Below are 21,135 nucleotides of genomic sequence, written 5' to 3'. Positions count from 1 at the left end.
CTTGTTTATTATGAAAAGGCTAATCCTCCGTTTATGTCTATGTTATTTCCTGTGATAAATGAAGATTCATCCGTGGCTAAATAGGCTACTAAATCAGCAACTTCTTCTGGTCTTCCTTCTCTTCTTAATGGTGTACTTGCTGCAACTTTAGTTCTTACTTCGTCTTTAGTGAAAGTATCGTGAAAAGTTGTCGCTATCATTCCAGGACATAAGGAATTTACTCTAATGCCTTGTGGTCCTAATTCTTTGGCCATAGCACGTGAGAAAGTCATTACTGCTCCTTTTGAAGATGAGTACGCGGCGGAACCGGCTCCCCCTCCATCTCTTCCTGCTTGTGAAGCAAAGTTGATGATAGAAGAACCTTGAGGCATATACGGTACTACTGCCTTGGTTAATAAAAAGGCAGTATTGAAATTTAATTTAAAAACGGTGTTTACGAAATCTTCGTCCATTTCTGCAAGTGTTTTACGAGCGACTAAGCCACCTGCGTTATTGACTAAAATATGTATATCAGAACCAAAAGCCGCTATAGTCGCTTTTACCAATTGGTCTACTTCATCTGGTTTGGTCATGTCTCCTTGAAACAATATGGCTTCACCGCCTATCGCTTCAATTTCTTTCATAGTTTGCTCTGCAGCATCTTTTCCTCCAAAGTAATTCACTACCACTTTAGCTCCCATAGAAGCTAATTTTAAGGAAGTCATCTTTCCGATATCTCTTCCCCCTCCGGTTACAATAGCTACCTTATTTTTTAATTTTGTCATTCTTATTTTGCGGTTAAATTGAAATAAAATGGCCCTTCCCAATGAAGATTGGACCCATTATAGTTGATTACATGATTGCTACTATAATCTTTATTGGCAATTGCCAGAATGCCTTCATTGTCGTCCGTCTTTATTTTTAAGACGGTATATTTTTCGCTGTCAATTTCTACACTAATAGACCTTATCTTTCCATAAGGATCGATGGCTCTTTCATCTATTGGAGAATAAGCTCCGTGCGTTTCGGTAACACTAGCAAAAGAAGTAGTGGTCGCATTCTTTCTTCTTAGAATTAAAAGAGGGTCTCTCCTTAAATTGAAACTAGGATCTGTGGCACCCACTCTCCCAGCTATAAACTCATCATTTTTATGTGTTGCCGCCGTGTAAGTATAAAATTGACCTTGATTTAGCCAGCTAAATTGCATGTTGGATCCATCTAAAATAGCTTCTGCTTCTTTCCAGATATGCTGATAGCCATTTGCCGAACCTAACTTTTCTAAAGCAGTAGGAATTTGATATTCGAAGTTGGTAGAAAGCCATTGACCTTGGTAATAAAGAGGTAGGTCATATTGATTTGGCTTGTCACTATTGACCTTGAATAAGTCAATCGTTAACGCATTACCAAAAAACGATTCGTCCATCATAAACAGTGTTCTAGTCATCTTTATGCCCTTATAAGCATTGGTGTCTGAAGCGGAAATAACCTGAATCTTAGGACTCGAAATATCTTTGAAATTTAGATATGGGGCATATAATTCGGCCACGTCTGTATTGCCACCAAAATGTGATGTTTCGTTTATTACCAATGTATTATGAGCAATACTTTGTTTAGCAAAAGTGTTGTTTTCTTTGAGGTATCCACCACCACCTTTTTGTTCGATATTAACAAATCGTGCCATCCCGTAATCTTGAACAACTTCAAAGCCATCATTATAAAAGGAGTAGGAGAGTTTATCAAAATGACCGTGTCCCATTCCTTGTGAACCGAATTTGAAAACGAGTTCTTCTCCTTTGGTGGATCTCAAAATGCCTAGAGCACCCATATCTCCGTCTTTACCATCTTTTATAACCATCGATTTTCTCACCATTGGTTTAGCTTTTGGTAGGTCTAAACCTACCGCCATTCCAGTGGCATCCAAATTAACGGCATTTTGAGTTTTCGCAATAGAAAGTAAGCTAGGATCTTTTCCTCCATAATAATAAGCGATGTCAACAGCTGAAATTAAGGAAGAATTAAAAATGGACATGCCTTTTTGAGCATCATTTAGAGGGAAGAAGTCTCCTTTTTGGTTACTCTCGCCCAATAAGGTATTGACAGATTTTAATAAGGAACCATCACGATATTTGAAAATCCCTAATTCAGGTTTTACGTTTTCTAAACCTACCGCAAAAACTAAAAATGGATATATGGCGTAGCGGTGATAATAAGGACCTTCAGAATATAAGCCGTCAGGTGAGAACAAACCATCTATTTGTGCCAAAAATCCTTGTGTGTCAGATTTAATAAGTGCTCCATCGTTATCGTGGGCGGTAGCACTTAAGCCGTCTTCATCTAAACCATATAGAGCGTTTTGGACAAGTTTTTCATCACCAATAGCAAGCCCAGTAAGCCCAACGGCGGCACAAGCCCAAGTGCTGTGGTTATGAATCCTGTTAAAAAACTGCGGGTTTCCAGTGGAAAGGAACTCCGCATAAGGTCTTAAAAGTTGTGCTTCAATTAGTTTTCTATCTCCATTATTCAACCATTCATATATACTGTCATAGGCTTGGCTTACACTTACCAGCCAGTTGGCGTCATTAAGACATTGCCAGAAAAGTTTCCCTCTAGAATATGACTTTTTAGAAGGGTGTAGGCCTAAGGTGGGGAAAAGTTCGGCATATTTAAAAAGCATCTGTTTTATAAACATGGCGTATTTCTCGTCTCCCGTAATTCTATATAAGGAACCTGCCTGCTCCATAAGGAGGTAGTTTTTTCGGTGGGTTTCGTGGGTATATCCGCCGGCTAAATCTTTAGGTACTGGCACATCAAATCCTGCAGCGATTTCTGCATCAAGATTAGCCTTGGTTTCAGCTAGTGTTTGGTCAAACAAGGGAGCCTTACCTAAATTCTTTTTTATAAAAGTGAGCTGCTCATTATTAATAATAATATGCTTATGATTTTGCCCAAGTACTGTGCAACTGCCTAGAAATAAGACAAGCGAAATGCTGTATACGATATTTTTAATCATCTTAAACCTATTTTTTTGCCGTTATCACCTATTTTATTTTTTTGGTCATTCCATATATTGGAACTTGAGTATCCTTCTCCAATGACATTTATCTTTTGAGTTCTGTCTATCACGCAGTCATGAATTACATTGCTGGGTTCTCCTACGGTAAGTGTGATGTTAAATTCCCCCGTATTTTTAAAGACACTGTTTTTAATGTCCACCTCCTGAACGCCATATAGGTTTAAAGCTCCTTCCGAGTTAGTGTTACCCACATTTTCAAACATGGAATTGCTCACCTCAAGTATACCTGCGGTGGTGCTTTCATCTCTGCCTCCGCGGTACATGTTAATGGCAGAACCTTTAATGTCTTTGAATGTGCAGTTTTCTATAGTTACAGACTCCGCATTGTAAATACCGATATCGTCGGTTTCTTTATTTAGGGCTAATACGTCTCCAGAGATACCGCTAAACGTAGAATTCTTAAATGAAATACTGTCTGCAAAAGTGGATGGTGCTACATAAAGCACGTTGAAATAATTATTGATATCCAGATTTCGGAAGTCGCAGTGGTCTACTAAAAGCTTGTAGTTTTTGTTCATAGAATACTTGCTGGTAGCAATAACAGCATTCAATGAGGCATCAGGAGCTTCTTCTCCATCTATAGAAAGACCTTCTAATTTTAAGCTACCACCGTTTTCTATTTTAAATAAGTATTTAGTCTCAAATAACAGATTAGCTTTTTCCTTCCCATTGCTTTTTATGGTTAATGGGTGGTGTATGAAGATGCTTTTTGAAGTGTTGTACAGAGCAGAAGCATCTAGCAATAAAATATCGCCAGGACTTGATTTTTCAACGGCCTCTTGAAGCGTGTTAAGCCCAGCGGCTACCTTTATCAATTTTCCAGAGTTAAAGGGAACGTCTATCGTTTCAGACTTATACCATTTAGCACCTGTGTTGCCTCTACTTGCAAAATCTTCAGTAATATTTGCTCCCAAATTTGAAGGAAGGTTTTTAGGAACTAAGAGACCATTAGCGGCTCTTTCAAAGGTCATTTTTTTAGATTGAAACCCTACCTCTGTAGGCTTTTTAACCTCAGGAGACACCACATTATTACTAAAATTCAATCCAGAGATATCGTCAAAAATGCCGAATATATCAGAAGATTTTGAAGAGAAAATATTGTTGGCTATAGTGGTGGAAGTAGGCGTTTCACTTCTTTCAGAATCGCTGCCCGCACAGAGTTCTATATGTGCACAGTCTATGAGCGTGTTATTTATTATTTTAGAGTCTTTTACAGAAACATATCTATTTAATGGAGAGTTAGGAACACCATTCATGACGGTGATGGCTCCTTTAAATCTATTTCCTGTAATACCTTCTAGGTAATTGTTAATAACGGTTTGTTTTTCATTGATAACTCGAATTCCGCCAGTGTTGGTTACACCATTACCAATTAAAACGTTTCCTTCAACGTGAGTTTCGTTTCCGTGACGCATGGTTAAAGTGCCTTTACACTCAAAGAAGGTGTTAAATCTATAGGTATTTTGTCCTGATTTATTAGAGATGATTTCTTGCTCTCCATCACACCTGTCGAAGTAATTATACGCTACCACAGATTTTGAATTCATCATAGAAAAGTGACTGGTGCCAATTCTCATTGTTTCACCACCATTTGAGCCCAGGTTTTGACGTGGCCCAAAATAGTTGTGGTCAATTAAATGGTTGTTTTCAACGCTTTCAGGACTGTTTAACCTTACGGTTAAGGTTACACCTTGTGACCTTTTATTTAAAAAACTGCAGTGGTCTATTCTGTTGTTTTTGCCGTAAAGCACTGCCCAAGCTTGTCCATCATATCTTTCTGGTCCGTTAAAGTTATCAATGACTACTTCTGTAAGTCTACAGTTATTGGCTAGCGTTTTAGAATCCTTTTTGAAAGAAATAACTTCCGAAGTAGGAGAGAAGCCATTTTTGAATACCAATCCTTCCACAATCAGGTATTCCCCAGAAATTCTCAAATTGGAAGACTGCTCTATGGTGACTTTTCCTTTTTCTTGAGCTTTCAGCGTTATAGGACTTGCTTTAGTACCTGTAGCTTCAAAAAGGATTTCAGTATTATTCCATATTCCATTGGTCATGATGATTACGTCTCCAGGCTTTGCCGTTTTTATGGCTTTATTAAGCTCATCATTTGAAGAAACAAGTTTCTCTACTCCGAATGACTTTAAGGATAAGAAGAGGAGAAATATGATTAATTTTTTCATAGCGGGTTGATTAGATAAATGGAGTGAAACGAATCTCGCTCCTTTCGATTTAATGAATATTCTAGGGTTTGAGTTAACAAGCTTTAGTATAAACCACTTTACCATAATAGCATGTCTTAACTAAACGTCCATTTTTTTGTAAAAAGTTTAATTTCATAGCGTCGATAGTTAAGTTTAAATATTAGAATATTACTATTTAATAGAGAGGGATATAGTTATGCTGTCCCTTGAATACATTATAAAATTAGGGATAGAAATAAGAAAATCAACCAGAATACTCAAATAAAAACATGTAAAAGTACAATATATTTATGAAAACGTTTCCGGTAACGTTTGTATTGTTAGAATTTATTTACTAATTAATTATTGGTAAACTCCAATTTTAAGGTATATTTTATTTTCACAAGATAGATGTGAGATTTTGAGCTTTTATTTAACATTTGATTACTTCAAAGCATTTCTCATAAAAATACAATTTTGTAATTTTTTAAATGAAAGGGAAAGAGCCAATCATAAAACTAAAAAGAGATATAAATAGGTGATTTTAGGTCTACGGTTTGTGAAAGCTTAAAGAATAATTCTTGAGATAGCTCATTTGTTTTGAAAAATGCTTCCTACAACTTTAAGTGCTTTTTTAAATTCACCCAAGCACTAATAAATGAGGAAAAAGTCGCCATTTACATTGCTCTCGGTCAACTCATGTTGTTAGATTTTAACAATAGTTCTTGCCCTTATATAAACCCTCTTTTCCGGTGCTCTAATATATCCTTCGGATTTTAGGGGAGGGATTTTTTTTTATAACCCTATAAAAAAAGCAATCCGAAAAAGAAATGATTATTCCTTATCGGATTGGGGTAGTTTAAAATATCAATACTGACCTGATATTTAAAATACGAGCAAATATTAAATACCTTTTGTTTAAGGATTCTTAATGGTGTTATGCGTTTTTAACCATTCTTCTCCTTTTTTATCTAAAAAGAAATCCATCCAGACATAATACATTTTTTTCCCTTCATCCACCTTTACAGAATGGCTAGAACCTAATGGAATATGAAGCAAAGAGTAAGCTGGGAGGTTTACTTTGGCATCATCTGCAAAAACCACCACATCATTATCGGTAAGGCCAAGAAACAATTGCTCTAACATGGCGTGTTCGTGTGGGTCAACCTTGTCGGGACCCGAAGTTTGAACTGTCCCCATAGCTATTCTTGGTATATATTTATTTGGAAAAATAGTCCTACTTATCGTATTAGGACTTTTGATAGGTTCCGTATAGGCTTCGCAATCAGTGAATTTCCTGAAATATACTTCTTGTGTATTTATCTTTGGAAACTCCTTCAAGTCGAGCTTATCTTGTTGAGTTAGTAAGCTTGATATCTTTAAAAAAAGAAGCGTATCATTTTTTTCTGGATGTATGGTAATGTGTTTTATTGCGTTTTGAACTAGAATGGTTTCTGGTTCAATGTCATATTTTTCCTTATTGGCTGTGATTTTTCCTGATCCTTTTATGAAAATATAAATGTCTCTGTAATTATCATCTTGAAACTCTTTTTTAACGATATCTCCCGTTAAAGAAACTTGTGTGACTTTGATTCCTCCAATTTCATTCTCTAGTATTGTTTTGCTATACTCTTTTGTCCCTGACGATAATTTAGTGTATAAATGCTCTATTGGAATTTCTTGAGCCTTACACAGAACAGAAGATGTTAATAGAACTATAAAAGTGATTTTTATTTTCATTAATTTCAATTGCTTGGTATTATTGCTCATAATGAAAATTATGTCATTATAAGTCAATTTTAATCAGGTGATTTTGATCCATCTCCAAGTGGGGCTTCAGACTACCTTTGATGGTAATTTGAAACCCCAACTCGAAGTAAAGATCTCAGTAAAATGAATTACTGATTATTCAACCCATGAATAAATTTAGTAACCTGGGTTTTGAGGTAACAAATTAGAATTTCTTACTAATTCATTAGCAGGTAATGGAAATAGGTAATCTCTATTTGATTGAAAATTTGGTTTAGCTCCTTCTAATCCAGAAGCACTAAAAACACCATTTGGACCGTCACCTAATTTTCTTCTAGCTATATCGTACCATCTTTTAAACTCAAATGCCAGTTCCCATTTACGTTCTTCTAAGACCATAGTTCTAAAAGCATCTTGGCCTAAACCAGAAACATCTGCAGGGAAACTTCTAGGCGTACTTCCCGCTGCTCCAGCTCTGGCTCTGGCTCGAACTCTGTTTACATAAGCTGCAGCCTCCGCAGAGCCTGGAGTAATTTCATTTAAGGCTTCAGCAGCAATTAACAAGACTTCGGCATAACGCATCATGATGTAGTTACTTTTTGTAGTTCTACCATTTCCTTCTGCTGCTGGTCCTGCTTTGCGGGTGAATTTTGCGATATGAGGGCGGTTATCACCGGCAGAGAAGAAGGTTGTGAATTTGGTATATGGTTCTACCTTGCCTTTAAAAACGCCTGTAGTATCTAAACTAACTGATTTTCTGTAGTCTTGACCATTCCAAGCTTTATACACACCTAAAGAAGGAACAGAGACAGACCATCCGCCACCATAACCGTATTGGTCATCCGCTCTAATACCTGTAAACGCTGCTTGATAATCTCTACCTTGGTCACCATTTGACAATCCAATAAAATCTATTACAAATAATGGCTCTTTAGAAGCATCTATCTTTGTCACATCAAACAAATTCTGGAAATCTGATTCTAAACCTAAGTTATAGGTAGCTTCATTAGCGATAACTTCTTTAGCTTCTGAATAGGCCATTTGATAATTTCCCATTGTTAAATACACATCTGCCAAAAATGCACTAGCGGCAGATTTAGCTGGTATAGCTCTTGAAACTTGCGTATTTGGCAACCATTGTTTGGCAAACATTAGATCTGCGATGATGTTTGCATATACTTCATCAGCTGAAGTTTTGCTAATGGTTGAGGCGGCTTGTATATCTGTTACGGGCTTAGATAAGTAAGGGATGGCTCCAAATTGTCTTACTAAATGAAAGTACACAAATGCTCTCGCGAAATAAGCTTGGGCTACAATTTTGTTTTTTGCACTTTCATCTGCTTTTACTAATTCTGCTCCGGCAATAGCCTGATTCGCTGCACCAATAATTTGATAAGCCTTTGGCCAATAACTTGAAATGTTTGCATTATCAGCTAGAAGAGATACATCATTAAACTGGACTCTTTCAGCATTGGTAACATTCTTGTTAAGATCTACCATATCACTTCGCAACATAAGCGACATAGACATCTCTCGAGACATAAAAAAACGATGTTCCATGTGCCCATAAGCACCATTTACGGCAGTCTGTATATCACCTAAAGATGTAAAAAAGCTTTCTGGAGCTAGTAAACCAACAGGCTCCTCTCCTAATTTCGAACATCCCATTGTGGTTATCCCTAACAACAAGAATAAGATTTTAATATTTTTCATATTCGTAATAATTTTAAAATTTTAAATTAAGGCTGAAATTTACAGATTTAACGGTCGGGAAGTTTCCGAAATCAAACCCTTGAGTTGTATTGCCTGAAGAAGAATTTCCTCCGCCAGCACCGAAATAACTCACTTCAGGATCAAGGCCTGAGTATTTCGTAAATGTTAACAAATTCTGTGCACTAACAGAAAACCTAATATTCTCCATACGCATTTTTTGAGCAAAAGCGGAAGGAAAATTATAGCTCAAAGCAACGTTCTTCAATCTTGTGTAGCTACCGTTTTCTACAAAACGTGAAGAAATTTCTCTTCCTCTATTTCCTACTGCACGAGGTATATTGGTGTCTGTATTTGTTGGCGTCCAAGAATCTAAGACATCTCTAAGAGCGTTAGAGTCACCATTTAACAACTGAACTTTAGTTAGGTTAAAAACATCTCCACCGTAAGCACCTTGAAAAAAGATGTTCAAGTCAAAGTTCTTATAAGAGAAATTGTTTGTAAGACCCATTGTGAAATTTGGGTTCGGGTTTCCTATTACTTTTTGATCATCCGTGGTAATTACACCACTACCATCCACATCTGTAAACAATGGGTCACCTGCTTTTGCACCTTGGAAAGTAGCTGTTCCAGCGGGTAAATTATCTCCTTGGTAAACGCCTTGATATTCATATCCCCAAAAAACACCTGCAGCTTCACCTTCTCTTAAAACGTGAGTACGAGCAACACTAAAATATCCTGGAGAGGCATCTAAGAATACATCTATGCCATTAATCAAGGATACCACCTTATTTTTATTGGTAGACCAGTTTAAATCTGTAGACCAGCTGAAATCATCTTTATTAACGTTTCTGGTATTTAAAGTAACTTCAAATCCCTTGTTATTAATCTCTCCCACGTTTCTGATACTAGCCAATGTTTGAAAACCAAGATATTCTGGCTGACTTTGGTCTGCTAAAAGAAGATCTTTGGTGTCAATGTTATAATAATCTAATGCTAAAGCAACTCTATTATTGAAAAGGCCTAAATCTAAACCAATATTTGTTTGGTAAGAAGTTTCCCATTTAAGATTAAGGTTGGCCGATTGATCTGGCACAATGGCATTCACTGATTGTCCATTAATTCCAGTAAAAATAGTCGCAAATTTTGCTAAAGATTGGTAGGCATCAATGGCCTGGTTACCCGTTACACCATAACTAGCTCTAAGTTTTAAGTTAGAAATGCTTGTACTGTTTTTCAAGAACTCTTCATTGGATATTCTCCATCCTAAGGCACCAGAAGGGAAGATGGCATATTTGTTATTGGCAGCAAAGTTGGATGCACCGTCTCTTCTTACCGTAGCAGTAACTAAATATTTATCATCATAATCAAAATTTAATCTTCCAAATTGAGATTGAATTTCTTGTTCCGTAAAAGAAGAAGTAGGTACAGTAGTCACTGAACTTCCGGCCAAATTATAGAAAGAAAAGCTATCTGAAGTAAAACCGGAAGCACCTGCGGCAAATCTTTCTGTAGCCGTTTTTTGATAAGAATAACCGGCCAAAAGAGCTAAATTACCTTTTCCTATACCTCTAGTATAAGTTAAGTAATTCTCATTCAGTATGTTGGTTTTTCTAAAGTTTGATATACTTGCTTTTCCTCCGGTACCACCACCAGCAGTAATAATTAATGTAGATGGTCTAAAAAGGCCAAAAGTCTCGTTTGAGGCACTAAAGCCCAAGGTAGTCTTGAAAGTAAGGTTTTTAATAATATCATAATTGGCATAAAGGTTGGCTCTATACTGATCATTTTTAGTATTGTTTACACTTTCCGTGGCAACAGCATATGGATTATCAATGTTATCACCAATAGAGTTAGTTGAGTTTAAACCGTTAGCATTTTTAACACCTAAATCAGGCATAAATCTAAACATCAAGGAAATTACATCGTCACCACCACCATTGGCAGTTTCACCGGTTGATTGTGTAGGAACACCATCTTTTTCAGACCTATTGCCAAAAAGATTAAATCCAAGTTTCAGTTTATCAGTAACTTGTGAATCAATATTTGACAAGAAAGTTATTTTTTCAAAATCAGAATTCGTAATTACTCCATTCTGCTTAAAGTAATTGGCTGAAGCATAAAAATTGACATTATCTTTTCCGCCAGAGAAAGAAAACTGATGGTTTTGAGTATTACCAGTTCTGTACAATAAATCTTGCCAATCTGTATTTGCAGGACCTTGAACATAATTAGGATTAATGGATTGCTGATAAGCCGCAAATTCATCTGCATTTAGTAGATCTAGTCTATTGGCAGTATTTTGAACTGAATAGTTTGAATTCAATTCAACAGACAATTTACCACTTTTACCTTTTTTAGTCGTAACCATAACGACACCATTGGATCCTCTAGACCCATATATTGCTGTGGCAGAGGCATCTTTTAAAACCTCTATAGAGGCTATATCGTTAGGTTGAGGCATTGTGGCACCCACAAAACCATCCACAACAATCAGCGGCGTACTGCTTGCACTAATTGAAGTGTTACCTCTGATTTTTATGCTAATAGGAGCACCTGGCTCTCCACCATTATTGGACTGAACCACTACACCTGCTGCACGTCCTTGAAGGGCTTGTTCTGCATTTGCCAATGGAAATGCGTCTATTTCTTCTGCTTTAATGGACGATACGGAACCCGTGATGTCGCTCTTTTTTTGTGAGCCATAACCAACAACCACCACTTCTTCTAACAGTCCAGTGTCTTCCATAAGTACGATGTCAATTTTGCTTTGACTTCCTAGGGTCACTTCCATTTTTTTATAGCCAATGAAGCTAAACACTAAGGTTCCGTTATCTGGCGTATTTAAGGAGTAGTTTCCGTCAATATCCGTAATGGTACCCGTTGTTGTTCCTTTTACGGTTACGCTAACACCTGGAAGTGCCATGTTATCTTCACCCGAAGTTACTTTACCCGACACCTGTCGGTCTGCTGCAAAAGAAAATGACGCCAAAGCTGTAACCAATCCTATGGTTAAAATTGATTTTGTGAGCCATCTCATGTTAAGTACATGTTTTGAATTCATAATGTTAATTAAGGTTTTGAATATAAGAATAATGCAATATTAAGATTGTTTCAATAGTAATATTTAATGCTGTTTCTTATATAAAGTTACTAGCCTGAAGCACGTTTTCAAGGAGAATACTGAAATAAAAACACATAAAAGTACAAAAATAGACTGCAAACGTTTCCGGCAACGTTTGCATTTTTATTCTTATTTAACACTTAATTATTGGTAAACTACAATTTTATAACTTAATTTAGTTTTTGAAAATGTTAAGAGTGATTTAGAGCGTTTTTGAAAAATTATGGGAACCTTGTGGGTTTCTGATAAAAATACAATTTCACATGTGTTTAAAACGAATTCATAAATGAAAGGAAAGGCACCAACCATAAAACTAATAGCCAAGGAACTTGGCGTTTCTATATCCACCGTTTCTAGAGCATTAAGAGATATGCCTGAAGTAAACCCTGAAACGAAAGAGCGTATATTGAAGTTTGCAGAGGAGGTAGATTATCAACCCAATATGGTCGCTACTAGCCTCGTGAATCAGAATTCACGTTTAATAGGGGTTATCGTTCCAAACATGGATTACTTCTTTGCTTCTGCGGTTAAAGGGATTGATGAAGCGGCCATGGAGGCTGGATACACCGTAGTAATTAGTCAATCCAATGAATCTTATGGAAGGGAACTAGCCAATACACAAAGAATTATGAGTAGTCAGGTAGAAGGGCTTATAGTTTCTTTAAGTAGCGAAACTCAAAATACAGATCATATAAGGAAGATTCTTAAAAGGAATAAACCAGTGGTGTTTTTTGATAGAGATACACCGGATATTAGAGCATCAAAAGTGGTGCTAGATAATGAACTGGGTGCTTACAAAGCTGTGAAGCATTTGATCAATCAAGGCTGTAAAAGGATAGCATATTTAGGTGCTGAGAAAAACCTACAAATAAGTAACTCTAGAGAGCAAGGTTATTTAAAAGCATTAAAGGAGGCCAACATGAGCGTTGATGAGTCCTTAATAGTGCATGGGAAGTTTGAGAAAGACAATGCCTATCTTAAGACTATGGAGCTATTGCGTTCGAAAGTAATTCCGGATGCCATTTTTGCCATTAGTGATAGATTAGCACTTGGTGCATATATGGCCATAAAAGATAAAGGATTGAAAATGCCCGAAGATATTGCTTTGGTAGGCTTTAATGATGAACCTATCATGAGTTTATTGTCACCTTCTATTTCAAGTGTTTCTCAGCCTGCTTTTGAAATGGGTAAAATGGCAGCTCGACTTTTTATAGAGCAACTAAATTCTGAAGAAGAATTTGAGCCACGAACCGAGGTTTTTCAACCCGAATTGAAGATTCGTGACTCATCTACTTTTTAATGTTCAGATCGAATTATTTCTCTCCTATCATTTTGTATACTTTACCATCATTCATGGAAAACAAATAAATGTCTCCATTATAATCTTGACCCAATCTCAATTTGGCATGACCGGAGTTAGTCATTTTTAAAAGCGTAGTCTCTTTTCCTTTCAGGGCAATTCTCATTTCTTTAAAATCAATGGCTTTTCCAGCCTTCATTTCACTTTCTTCAGCAAAGAATAGTCTGCCCTTTAAAATATCGCCAAAAATGTACTTTCCAGTTAAAGAAGGAATGTTTGTGCCGGCATAGACAAAACCACCACAAACGGCATTTCCTTCATCATGGTCATATTCTAATGTAGGGTAGGTGATACCATCCTTCATTTCGTCTTCGGTGAGTTTATATATTTTCCTAACACTCTCTTTCGGGTTTAAACCAAAAGACCCTTCTCTCTTAGGCCAGCCATGGTTAGCACCGGGCTCAACAACATATACCGATTCAATGTTATGTTGACCTATATTGGCCGAAATCATTTTACCCGATTTAGTCCATGTAAAACGATGCGGGTTTCTAAAACCATTGGCGTAAACTTCTTTAGCTATCTTTTCTCCTGTGATATTCACAAAGGGATTGTCAGATGGAATGCCATACAATCCATTATCGCTATTATTTCCCATTGGGTTTATCCTTAAAATACTTCCCCAAGGAGAATGCTTTCCGGAGGTTACCTCAGGGGATTTCCTTTCTACAGCACCACCATCGCCTATACCTATATATAGGTTTCCATAATCTTTGTCGCCTTTTTTAGCCGTAGGGTTAAAGTCAATGTTTTGCATACCATGAGCTTGTGTGGCCATGTCTATTCTAAACAATTCTCTGTTCGTACCTTTAAAAGGAACACTTGCTGGAGCATCTGTTTTCCATTCTTGAACTATCCATTGCAGTTGGCTCGATAATTCTTCTGGTAAAGCGTAGTCTGCCTTTTCCGTATATTTTGGTTCTGTATGCGTGGTATAAAGCAAACCATTATTTTCGAAATCAGGATGAAAAGCAAAGCTTCCAAAACCAGTAGCCCAACCCGACTTTTGCTTAAAGTTTGGCATTAATGCCTGCATGTCCATGTACACTTCTGGCTTATTGTTTTTTACACGATAGAGTTTACCGTTAATATCCAAAACAAAAATATCATGCGTATTTGGTTGAGATTCCAGCTTTGTTATTCTTGTATTGGGTATCTCATCGTTAGAGGCCGGTATCTGAAATGCGAAATTAAGATTAACTACAAAATCCGCCTTATCAATCTGCTGAGGAATGGGGTCTTCCAAAATACCCTCTTCATTGATATCAACAGGTTTTGGTACATCTTTATAGGTATGTATATAGGATACTAAACTTGAAATTTTTTCCTTTCCTAGCATAGCGTAGGAGGGCATAACGGTTTTGTATTTTTTCTGAAGGTCAACGGCTCTGGCATTTCCTGCGTCAATAACTTTCTTTGGATTAGAAATGAAGTCCATAATCTCTTCGGAGCTAAGATGCCTTGTTAAGCCAGCCAAATTAGGTCCAATACCATCTCTTTCAAAATTATGACACGCCGCACAGTTACTTTCAAAAACGTTTCTTCCTAGATTTATGGAGGCTTCTGTGGCTGTATTACTGCCATCCTTTATTTGCTTTGTAGCATTCTTACAACTTTGAAAACTGCCTAAGCAAAGAAAAGATAAACCAACAAACCACACCTTTTTCAGGGTTTTCTTGCCTTTAAGATTGATCATTCAACTACCAATGGTTTTAATTCGTGCTTAAATTTATTTCCCATACCAGAATTATTCGGCTCATAAGTATCTACAAATTCAGCATTGGCTCCATTCTCTGGAATATCAGCTTCTTTTCCTAAAGCCCAGTAGATACCATTTAAAGCTAGTTTTCTCATAGACTCCTTTTTGAAATCATAAGGATGCCCTAAGGTGGTGAAAAACACTCTGGCAGGCGTACCACTCTGTCCTGTGTAGGTTTTGGTCCATGCCACTGGATTAGTTAATGGAAATTTGTCTAGCTCTCCTTTGGCTTCATGATTTGACTTTAAAGAAAGACCTTCTAATAGCGGTTTGCTGTCACCAGATAATTTCCAATCCCCGCCATCCACATGGTAAAGCCATGAAAAGGCGTCAAAAGGTTCTACACCATTTAAGATTGGTGATTTAACATTTGGTAATAAACTCACAGAAGTTAATTCTCCATGACCATCGGCAAAATGTCCGTGATGGGTTATCCATTGCTGACCAAAAACTTTGGTTGGCCATTCGTTGTTGAGGTGCATCATGGTAGAATCATTTTTGTACATAAAAGTATGAGTGGTTGTTCTAAAACCTACCATTGGTTTTCCAGATTCGGCATAATCTGTAATGTATTTGGCTTCATCTTTCGGCAAAGCTCTGAACCTGGTAAACATCACCATCAAATCTGCAGTTTCTAAAGCTTCCAATCCCTGAATATGATCTAAGCGATTAGGGTCAGCAAAGCCTGCACTGTCTACGGAGTAACATAGCGTTATTTTGGCGTTTAGATCTCTTTTTAGGATTTTGGCCAACATAGGCATAGATTCTTCTGAGCGGTATTCTTCATCACCTATTACAAAAACAATATGGGGTGGTTTCTCAGTTTTAGCTTTTGAACTGGTACATGAGCTAAAGCCTATGAATACAGCCGCAGCAATACTTAATACTCTTGAAAACATAAAATTATTCGGTTATAGGGTGTTCTTTTAGTAATTCTTCAGGTGTGTAAAAACCATCTTTCGATGCTATCTGTGCTCTAATATCCGCCACTTTCTTGCTCGTAATAGCACTTGCATTATTTCCAAAAGAGCCTCTTACATAGGTTAAAACGGATGCCAATTCATCGTCGGTTAGCATGGCTCCAAAAGGTGTCATCGGAACCTGACCAGGATATTGTTTACCACTAACGGTGATGGGACCATAAATGCCTTTCATAACCAATTTTATAAGGCGATCTTCACTGCCAGATACCCACTCGTTTTTAGTCAATGGAGGGAATCCAGAAGACTCTAAACCTTTACCATTTGGCTGATGACAGGTGGCACAGAATCCATCTCTCTCAAAAATTTCTTTTCCGTTTAAAACAACGTCTCTTTTGGCCACACTTTCAACCAGAGGAGCCACTTTATCTGGGTTTTCTGTCGGATTAAAAGGAACCATATGATCTATTACGGCCTGATAGGTTTTGTCCATCCAGTCGTCTAGAGGCTGTTCTCCAGCTATTTTGAGTATTTCTTTTGAAGAGGTATCATCCAACCATGAACCTGCTACAAAAGCTTCCAGTCTTACTCTGCCATGTGGGTCGGCAGCCGCTATTTTCAATAAGTCTAGCTGGTCTGGTATTTCATTTCCTGAATATCTTAGGACTTTTACTGCCGCAGCTCTTACTTTATGATCTTTAGCAGCCAGTGCTTGTTTTAGTACTTCTTCATCAATCTTATTCAAACCCCAGCTTACCCAAAGTCCTTCTAATAGGTTATGCTCATAATTCTTATCAGACTTGTCTAAGTTAGCTAACCATGTTTTCAAGGCTGAAAGCACTTCATCTTGGTTCTTCTCTCTTAATACTCTTCTGCTTCTATATCTCGTTCTGTATTCTGGAAGTTTGAGATTGTCCAATAACTCCGTGATACTGGCACCATAAACTTTAGCAGGAGTCACCAGCGGTCTTGAAGGATACGTAATTCTATATATTTTGCCATGAACGTGGTCACGCAGTGGGTCTCTTGCATTATGCTGCATGTGTCCTACTAATACGTTATGCCAGTCTGCTAGATATAAAGAGCCATCTGGAGCAAACTCCATATCCACAGGTCTAAAATTGGTATCAGAGCTTTTAACTAAATCCATTCTGTGTTTAGATTTATAACCCGTGCCATCATCCACCATAGTGTGCATTTTGGTTCCTAAAAAACCAATGGTGTTATTAATCAGGAAATCACCTTGCACTTCATCTGGGAAATGTCTGCTATGAATAAATTCCAAGCCAGAAGTAGGTCTTACGCGATGTGCATCTTCAATCAAGTTTCTAGAACCTGGATTTGACAATCCGTATTTAGATTTAATGGTTCCTGGCATCATCCAGTTCATGTCTGGACCAGAAGTATGTGCAAAAAAGTTCTGTCCCCACTGGTCAAAAGCTATTCCCCATGGATTAGGTATAGACAGCTGAGCGGTTCTTTCTAGTTTATGTTTTTGTGGAGAATATCTATAAAAACCACCATTGGTAGCTCTAACGGTACCATAAGGCGTTTCTACATTGGTATGTAAAAAGACACCTTCTCCCATATAAAGAGCTCCAGAAGGGTCTGCACAAAATGCACTAATGACATGGTGGGTGTCGTGGTCGTCAAAACCGCTTAATACGATCTCAGACTTATCAGCTACATCGTCACCGTCGGTATCGGTATATAATTTTAGGTTGGTTCCTTGAGAGATATAGACACCTTCTGGTGCAAACTCAAAACCAGCAGGAATGTGAAGTTTATCCGCAAAAACGGTCAACTTATCCGCTTTGTAGTCGCCGTCAGTATCTTCTAAGATTATTAATTTGTCGTTTGGTCTAGCATCACCCGGTTTATAATGAGGGTAGGTAGGCATTACAGCCACCCAAAGTCTGCCTTTATTATCGAAAGATATTTGTGAAGGATTGGCCAACTCCGGAAATTCTGCTTCAGAAGCGAAAAGGTCAATCTTATAACCCGGAGCCATGGTAAAGGCGTCCATGATTTCATCTTTATCTAAATACCTCGTCTTATCTTTAAGCTTGAAGTTCGTTTCTATGGTATGTAGGTCTTGCGTTTGGGCATCTGCCGCCGCTAAATCGAAAGGTTTTCCATTCACCGTCTGCCATATTAAGGTATCTCTTATAGCGGTCATTTGTCTTACCTTAATCAATTCCTCTGGATAATTATCGCTTCCAAAAGGATCATACCTCCTTCCATAAACGTGAACGCCATTAGGGATTTTATAGTCATTATGCCAGAACCAGTTTTTCTCCAAAACCGACTCTTTAACGACTTCTCTTAAGTCCTCATTTTTAACAGAAGCTTTTCCAAAAACACCATCTACTAGTAATTCAGAGAATCTTTTATATCCGTCGTCATTTAATTGTTGACCGTTACTGGTTAATTGCTCCCCTGAAACGAACCAGTCTTGTGAAGGAGTGAAGGCATCCAAGAAAAGCACCTCATATTTACCAGCTACTTCTTCAATAGCCTTTGCGTACATGGCTAAATTTTCGTTTTCGGCTTTGCCATTTGGTAAATCATATTTATCCGAAAGGTCTTGAAATGCTATAGGAGACACTAAAGCTAGCTGAGGAGCCAGTGTATCATTATATTTTTGAGCCAAAGTATGCTCAATAAAAGCAGAAAGTTCTGCTTTGAAATTATCTAATCCAGCTGCACCAGCATAAGATTCAGAAAAACCAAAGCATGCAATGATAATATCCGTTTTATGCTTGCCTATCCACTCATCTGGTGTTTCAAAATGACCTCGGCTGTCAGATTTCTGAGCTAAATCTGTTTGAAACTTTTCAGCACCAGGAAATGCCCAAGGAGAAACTCTTCCAGAATGAGGACGGAAGCCTGGTGTATCTCCGCCATCGCACATATTTCTTATGTATAGGTTTTTCTCAGGATTCCTAAGGTGCATTTCTGTCTCAAAATACCCATAGTTCAACATACTGGAGCATAGGTTATTTCCAATAAGTGTGATGTGAGCGTTTTGGGTGAGTTCAAGATAGTTTTTCTCTGGCTTGCAGCCAATAAAAACGATAGCTACCAAAAGGCAAAGGCTAAGGTTTCGAATGAAAGAATTTAACATTCAGATCTAAGTATTTATTATGATGGTTGAAATTTCGAATCAATTTATAATTTTTTTTTACAAATACAGATTCTTGAATGCGTCAATTCGCTTTAAAACGACGTAATTGGGGGATTTAGAGTTTTCTTACCGAAAACTGCTCTTCTTTTGAGCTTGATTTGTATTTGGTTGATTTTACAGAATGATTTGTTTTGGATATATACGGCTAAGACTTTCTTGATTTTTATTCCAAAAACTCTTCAAAATGCGTAATTAGCCACTCCTTAGTTAATTTAATATTAGCTATTGCCAATAAATAGAGGATTCCAGTCTAAAAATGTCCATAATTTGCGGAAAAATTATACTTCTCAGTAATATAGTTTCATTGTAAAGGAATATGCTAGAAAACGGTGGTATAATATTATTATGTTCAGGGCTTTTGCTTTAAAGTGCTGGATGTTTGATTCAAATCATGATTTATAAATTCTATTGAAATAAAAGTATGCGTAAATTCAAATCAGTTTTTCGAGGTTTAAGTTTAGTGTTGGCATTCTGCTGCTATACTGTAAGTGGATTAGCTCAAAAGAAACCTAATATCATTTATATCATGAGCGACGACCATACCAGTCAGGCGATTGGGATTTATGGTGGAGCTTTATCTTCCCTTAATCCAACTCCCGTAATTGATGCGTTTGCCAGAGAGGGCATGGTCTTTGAAAATGCTTTCTGTACCAATTCTATTTGTACTCCCAGTAGAGCCAACGTCATGACGGGTCAGTACAGCCAAACCAACGGAGTACTTGATTTAGATGGAAATTTGCCGCCAGAAAGGCAGTTTTTACCTATTGAAATGAAAAAGCTGGGTTATCAAACAGCTATGATTGGTAAATGGCATTTAAAAGATGAGCCTGCGGCTTTCGATTATTATAATGTGTTGCCCGGTCAAGGAAATTACTTTGCTCCCAGTTTTAGGGTGAGTACAGAAGGGAATTGGCCAGACAATATGCAATCTCATAAGGGTTATGTATCCGATATTATCACGGATATCACCTTAGAATATCTAAAGAAGAGGGATAAAACAAAGCCTTTCTTCTTAATGCATCATCATAAAGCACCGCACGACGATTTTGAGTATCCAGAAAGATATCAGCCTTACTTGGCAGATGTGGACATTCCAGAACCTGCCAGTATGTATGCTCAACCATTTTTTGGGTCGGAAGCTACTTTAGGGAGAAATAATACCCTGAGAGATAGGATAGGAACTTCTGTTTCATCTAGGCACCCATATCGTAATTATTCTCGTCAGTATGGTTTAGATAGCATTGCAAATCAAGATGAACGTACACATCAAGCTTATCAGGAATACACAAAACGTTATTTAAGATGCGTAAAAGGCGTGGATGATAATTTGGGTAGACTGTTCAAATATTTGAAAGAAAATGATCTGTGGGATAACACCATTATCGTGTATACCAGTGACCAAGGGATGATGCTTGGAGAGCATGATTATATGGATAAAAGATGGATGTACGAGGAGTCTATGAGAATGCCTTTTATCATTAAATATCCGAAATTGATTAAGGCTAATAGTAGAACCAAAGCGATTATAAACAATACAGATTATGCCCCAACTTTATTAGAGCTAGCAGGGGGAAAAGTACCTTCTTATATGCAAGGAGAAAGTTTTAAGAATGTATTATCAAATCCTACTCAGGACTTTAGAGCTGCAACTTATTACAGATATTGGATGCATTTAACACATCATGATGTGCCTGCTCATTTTGGTGTGAGAACAGATAAGTCAAAGCTCATCTTCTATTATGGTCAGCATTATAATACGGATCTTTATGGTCAAAATAGTTTTACTTGGGTGAGTGATCCAAATGAGTCGTATCACTTTGAGCCTACACCAGCGGCATGGGAATTTTATGATCTAAGTTTGGATCCGAAAGAGGTGGTGAACAGATATAAAGACCCAAAGTATAAAGCTGAAATAGAGAAATTAAAGCTGGAGATATTATCTCAAAGAACAAAATATAATGAAGAGGATAAAGCCTACCCCAATATTGAAAGTGTTATAAAAGCACACTGGAATGACTGAGGTAAAATAGATTTAGTATCGGATTTTATATCCAAGCCAATTGAAATAATAAGGGTTTAGTAAATAGCCATTAA

11 protein-coding genes are annotated in these 21,135 nt (G+C 37.3%); 2 read left to right on the top strand and 9 right to left on the bottom strand.

Annotated features, from left to right (window positions below):
- Positions 1–8: 8 nt before the first annotated feature.
- The 6 genes from ACTBZY_RS05850 to ACTBZY_RS05825 form a co-directional block, all read right to left on the bottom strand.
- Positions 9–764 carry an SDR family NAD(P)-dependent oxidoreductase gene (locus ACTBZY_RS05850; RefSeq protein WP_463045410.1) on the bottom strand — a complete coding sequence of 252 codons (756 nt, stop codon included), beginning with the start codon at positions 762–764 and terminating at the stop codon, positions 9–11.
- A gap of 2 nt (positions 765–766) precedes the next feature.
- Entirely contained in the window at positions 767–2,989 is a 2,223-nt protein-coding gene (locus ACTBZY_RS05845; RefSeq protein WP_463045409.1) for a heparinase II/III domain-containing protein, read from the bottom strand.
- Positions 2,986–5,232 (bottom strand): chondroitinase-B domain-containing protein, encoded by a 2,247-nt coding sequence (locus tag ACTBZY_RS05840; protein WP_463045408.1) that lies wholly within the window; start codon positions 5,230–5,232, stop codon positions 2,986–2,988. Before ACTBZY_RS05840 ends, ACTBZY_RS05845 begins: the two co-directional genes overlap by 4 nt.
- Positions 5,233–6,150: 918 nt before the next feature.
- The gene (locus ACTBZY_RS05835) at positions 6,151–7,002 is read right to left on the bottom strand and encodes a cupin domain-containing protein (RefSeq protein ID WP_463045407.1); all 852 of its coding nucleotides are present in this window, start codon (positions 7,000–7,002) and stop codon (positions 6,151–6,153) included.
- A gap of 156 nt (positions 7,003–7,158) precedes the next feature.
- The gene (locus tag ACTBZY_RS05830) at positions 7,159–8,694 is read right to left on the bottom strand and encodes a RagB/SusD family nutrient uptake outer membrane protein (protein WP_463045406.1); all 1,536 of its coding nucleotides are present in this window, start codon (positions 8,692–8,694) and stop codon (positions 7,159–7,161) included.
- Positions 8,695–8,707: 13 nt separating this feature from the next.
- Positions 8,708–11,755: a SusC/RagA family TonB-linked outer membrane protein gene (locus ACTBZY_RS05825; protein WP_463045405.1), complete on the bottom strand. Its 3,048-nt coding sequence runs from the start codon at positions 11,753–11,755 to the stop codon at positions 8,708–8,710.
- A 346-nt stretch (positions 11,756–12,101) separates the two neighbouring features.
- Between ACTBZY_RS05825 and ACTBZY_RS05820 the strand changes: the two genes are divergently transcribed.
- The gene (locus ACTBZY_RS05820) at positions 12,102–13,115 is read left to right on the top strand and encodes a LacI family DNA-binding transcriptional regulator (protein ID WP_463045404.1); all 1,014 of its coding nucleotides are present in this window, start codon (positions 12,102–12,104) and stop codon (positions 13,113–13,115) included.
- Between the two features lie 13 nt (positions 13,116–13,128).
- On the opposite strand, the gene ACTBZY_RS05815 is transcribed toward ACTBZY_RS05820, so the two are convergent.
- Genes ACTBZY_RS05815 through ACTBZY_RS05805 form a run of 3 tightly spaced genes read right to left on the bottom strand, consistent with a single transcriptional unit; the run spans position 13,129 to position 18,981 of the window.
- Entirely contained in the window at positions 13,129–14,871 is a 1,743-nt protein-coding gene (locus tag ACTBZY_RS05815; RefSeq protein ID WP_463045403.1) for a PQQ-dependent sugar dehydrogenase, read from the bottom strand.
- The gene (locus ACTBZY_RS05810) at positions 14,868–15,833 is read right to left on the bottom strand and encodes a ThuA domain-containing protein (protein ID WP_463045402.1); all 966 of its coding nucleotides are present in this window, start codon (positions 15,831–15,833) and stop codon (positions 14,868–14,870) included. Before ACTBZY_RS05810 ends, ACTBZY_RS05815 begins: the two co-directional genes overlap by 4 nt.
- A gap of 4 nt (positions 15,834–15,837) precedes the next feature.
- The gene (locus ACTBZY_RS05805; RefSeq protein WP_463045401.1) at positions 15,838–18,981 is read right to left on the bottom strand and encodes a PVC-type heme-binding CxxCH protein; all 3,144 of its coding nucleotides are present in this window, start codon (positions 18,979–18,981) and stop codon (positions 15,838–15,840) included.
- Between the two features lie 481 nt (positions 18,982–19,462).
- Here ACTBZY_RS05805 and ACTBZY_RS05800 point away from each other — a divergent pair, with 481 nt between their 5' ends.
- Complete coding sequence (locus tag ACTBZY_RS05800; protein WP_463045400.1) at positions 19,463–21,061, top strand: sulfatase family protein; 1,599 nt, start codon at positions 19,463–19,465, stop codon at positions 21,059–21,061.
- Positions 21,062–21,135: the final 74 nt, after the last annotated feature.

This window comes from Arcticibacterium sp. (assembly GCF_055134445.1).
The sequence above is the reverse complement of the archived record's forward strand: the minus strand, read 5'-3'. Positions and strand labels throughout refer to the sequence as shown.

Bases quoted from the DNA above. Each gene is read 5' to 3' on its own strand.
- ACTBZY_RS05850 (WP_463045410.1), bottom strand. From the start codon at position 764: ATGACAAAATTAAAAAATAAGGTAGCTATTGTAACCGGAGGGGGAAGA.
- ACTBZY_RS05845 (WP_463045409.1), bottom strand. From the start codon at position 2,989: ATGATTAAAAATATCGTATACAGCATTTCGCTTGTCTTATTTCTAGGC.
- ACTBZY_RS05840 (WP_463045408.1), bottom strand. From the start codon at position 5,232: ATGAAAAAATTAATCATATTTCTCCTCTTCTTATCCTTAAAGTCATTC.
- ACTBZY_RS05835 (WP_463045407.1), bottom strand. From the start codon at position 7,002: ATGAGCAATAATACCAAGCAATTGAAATTAATGAAAATAAAAATCACT.
- ACTBZY_RS05830 (WP_463045406.1), bottom strand. From the start codon at position 8,694: ATGAAAAATATTAAAATCTTATTCTTGTTGTTAGGGATAACCACAATG.
- ACTBZY_RS05825 (WP_463045405.1), bottom strand. From the start codon at position 11,755: ATGAATTCAAAACATGTACTTAACATGAGATGGCTCACAAAATCAATT.
- ACTBZY_RS05820 (WP_463045404.1), top strand. From the start codon at position 12,102: ATGAAAGGAAAGGCACCAACCATAAAACTAATAGCCAAGGAACTTGGC.
- ACTBZY_RS05815 (WP_463045403.1), bottom strand. From the start codon at position 14,871: ATGATCAATCTTAAAGGCAAGAAAACCCTGAAAAAGGTGTGGTTTGTT.
- ACTBZY_RS05810 (WP_463045402.1), bottom strand. From the start codon at position 15,833: ATGTTTTCAAGAGTATTAAGTATTGCTGCGGCTGTATTCATAGGCTTT.
- ACTBZY_RS05805 (WP_463045401.1), bottom strand. From the start codon at position 18,981: ATGTTAAATTCTTTCATTCGAAACCTTAGCCTTTGCCTTTTGGTAGCT.
- ACTBZY_RS05800 (WP_463045400.1), top strand. From the start codon at position 19,463: ATGCGTAAATTCAAATCAGTTTTTCGAGGTTTAAGTTTAGTGTTGGCA.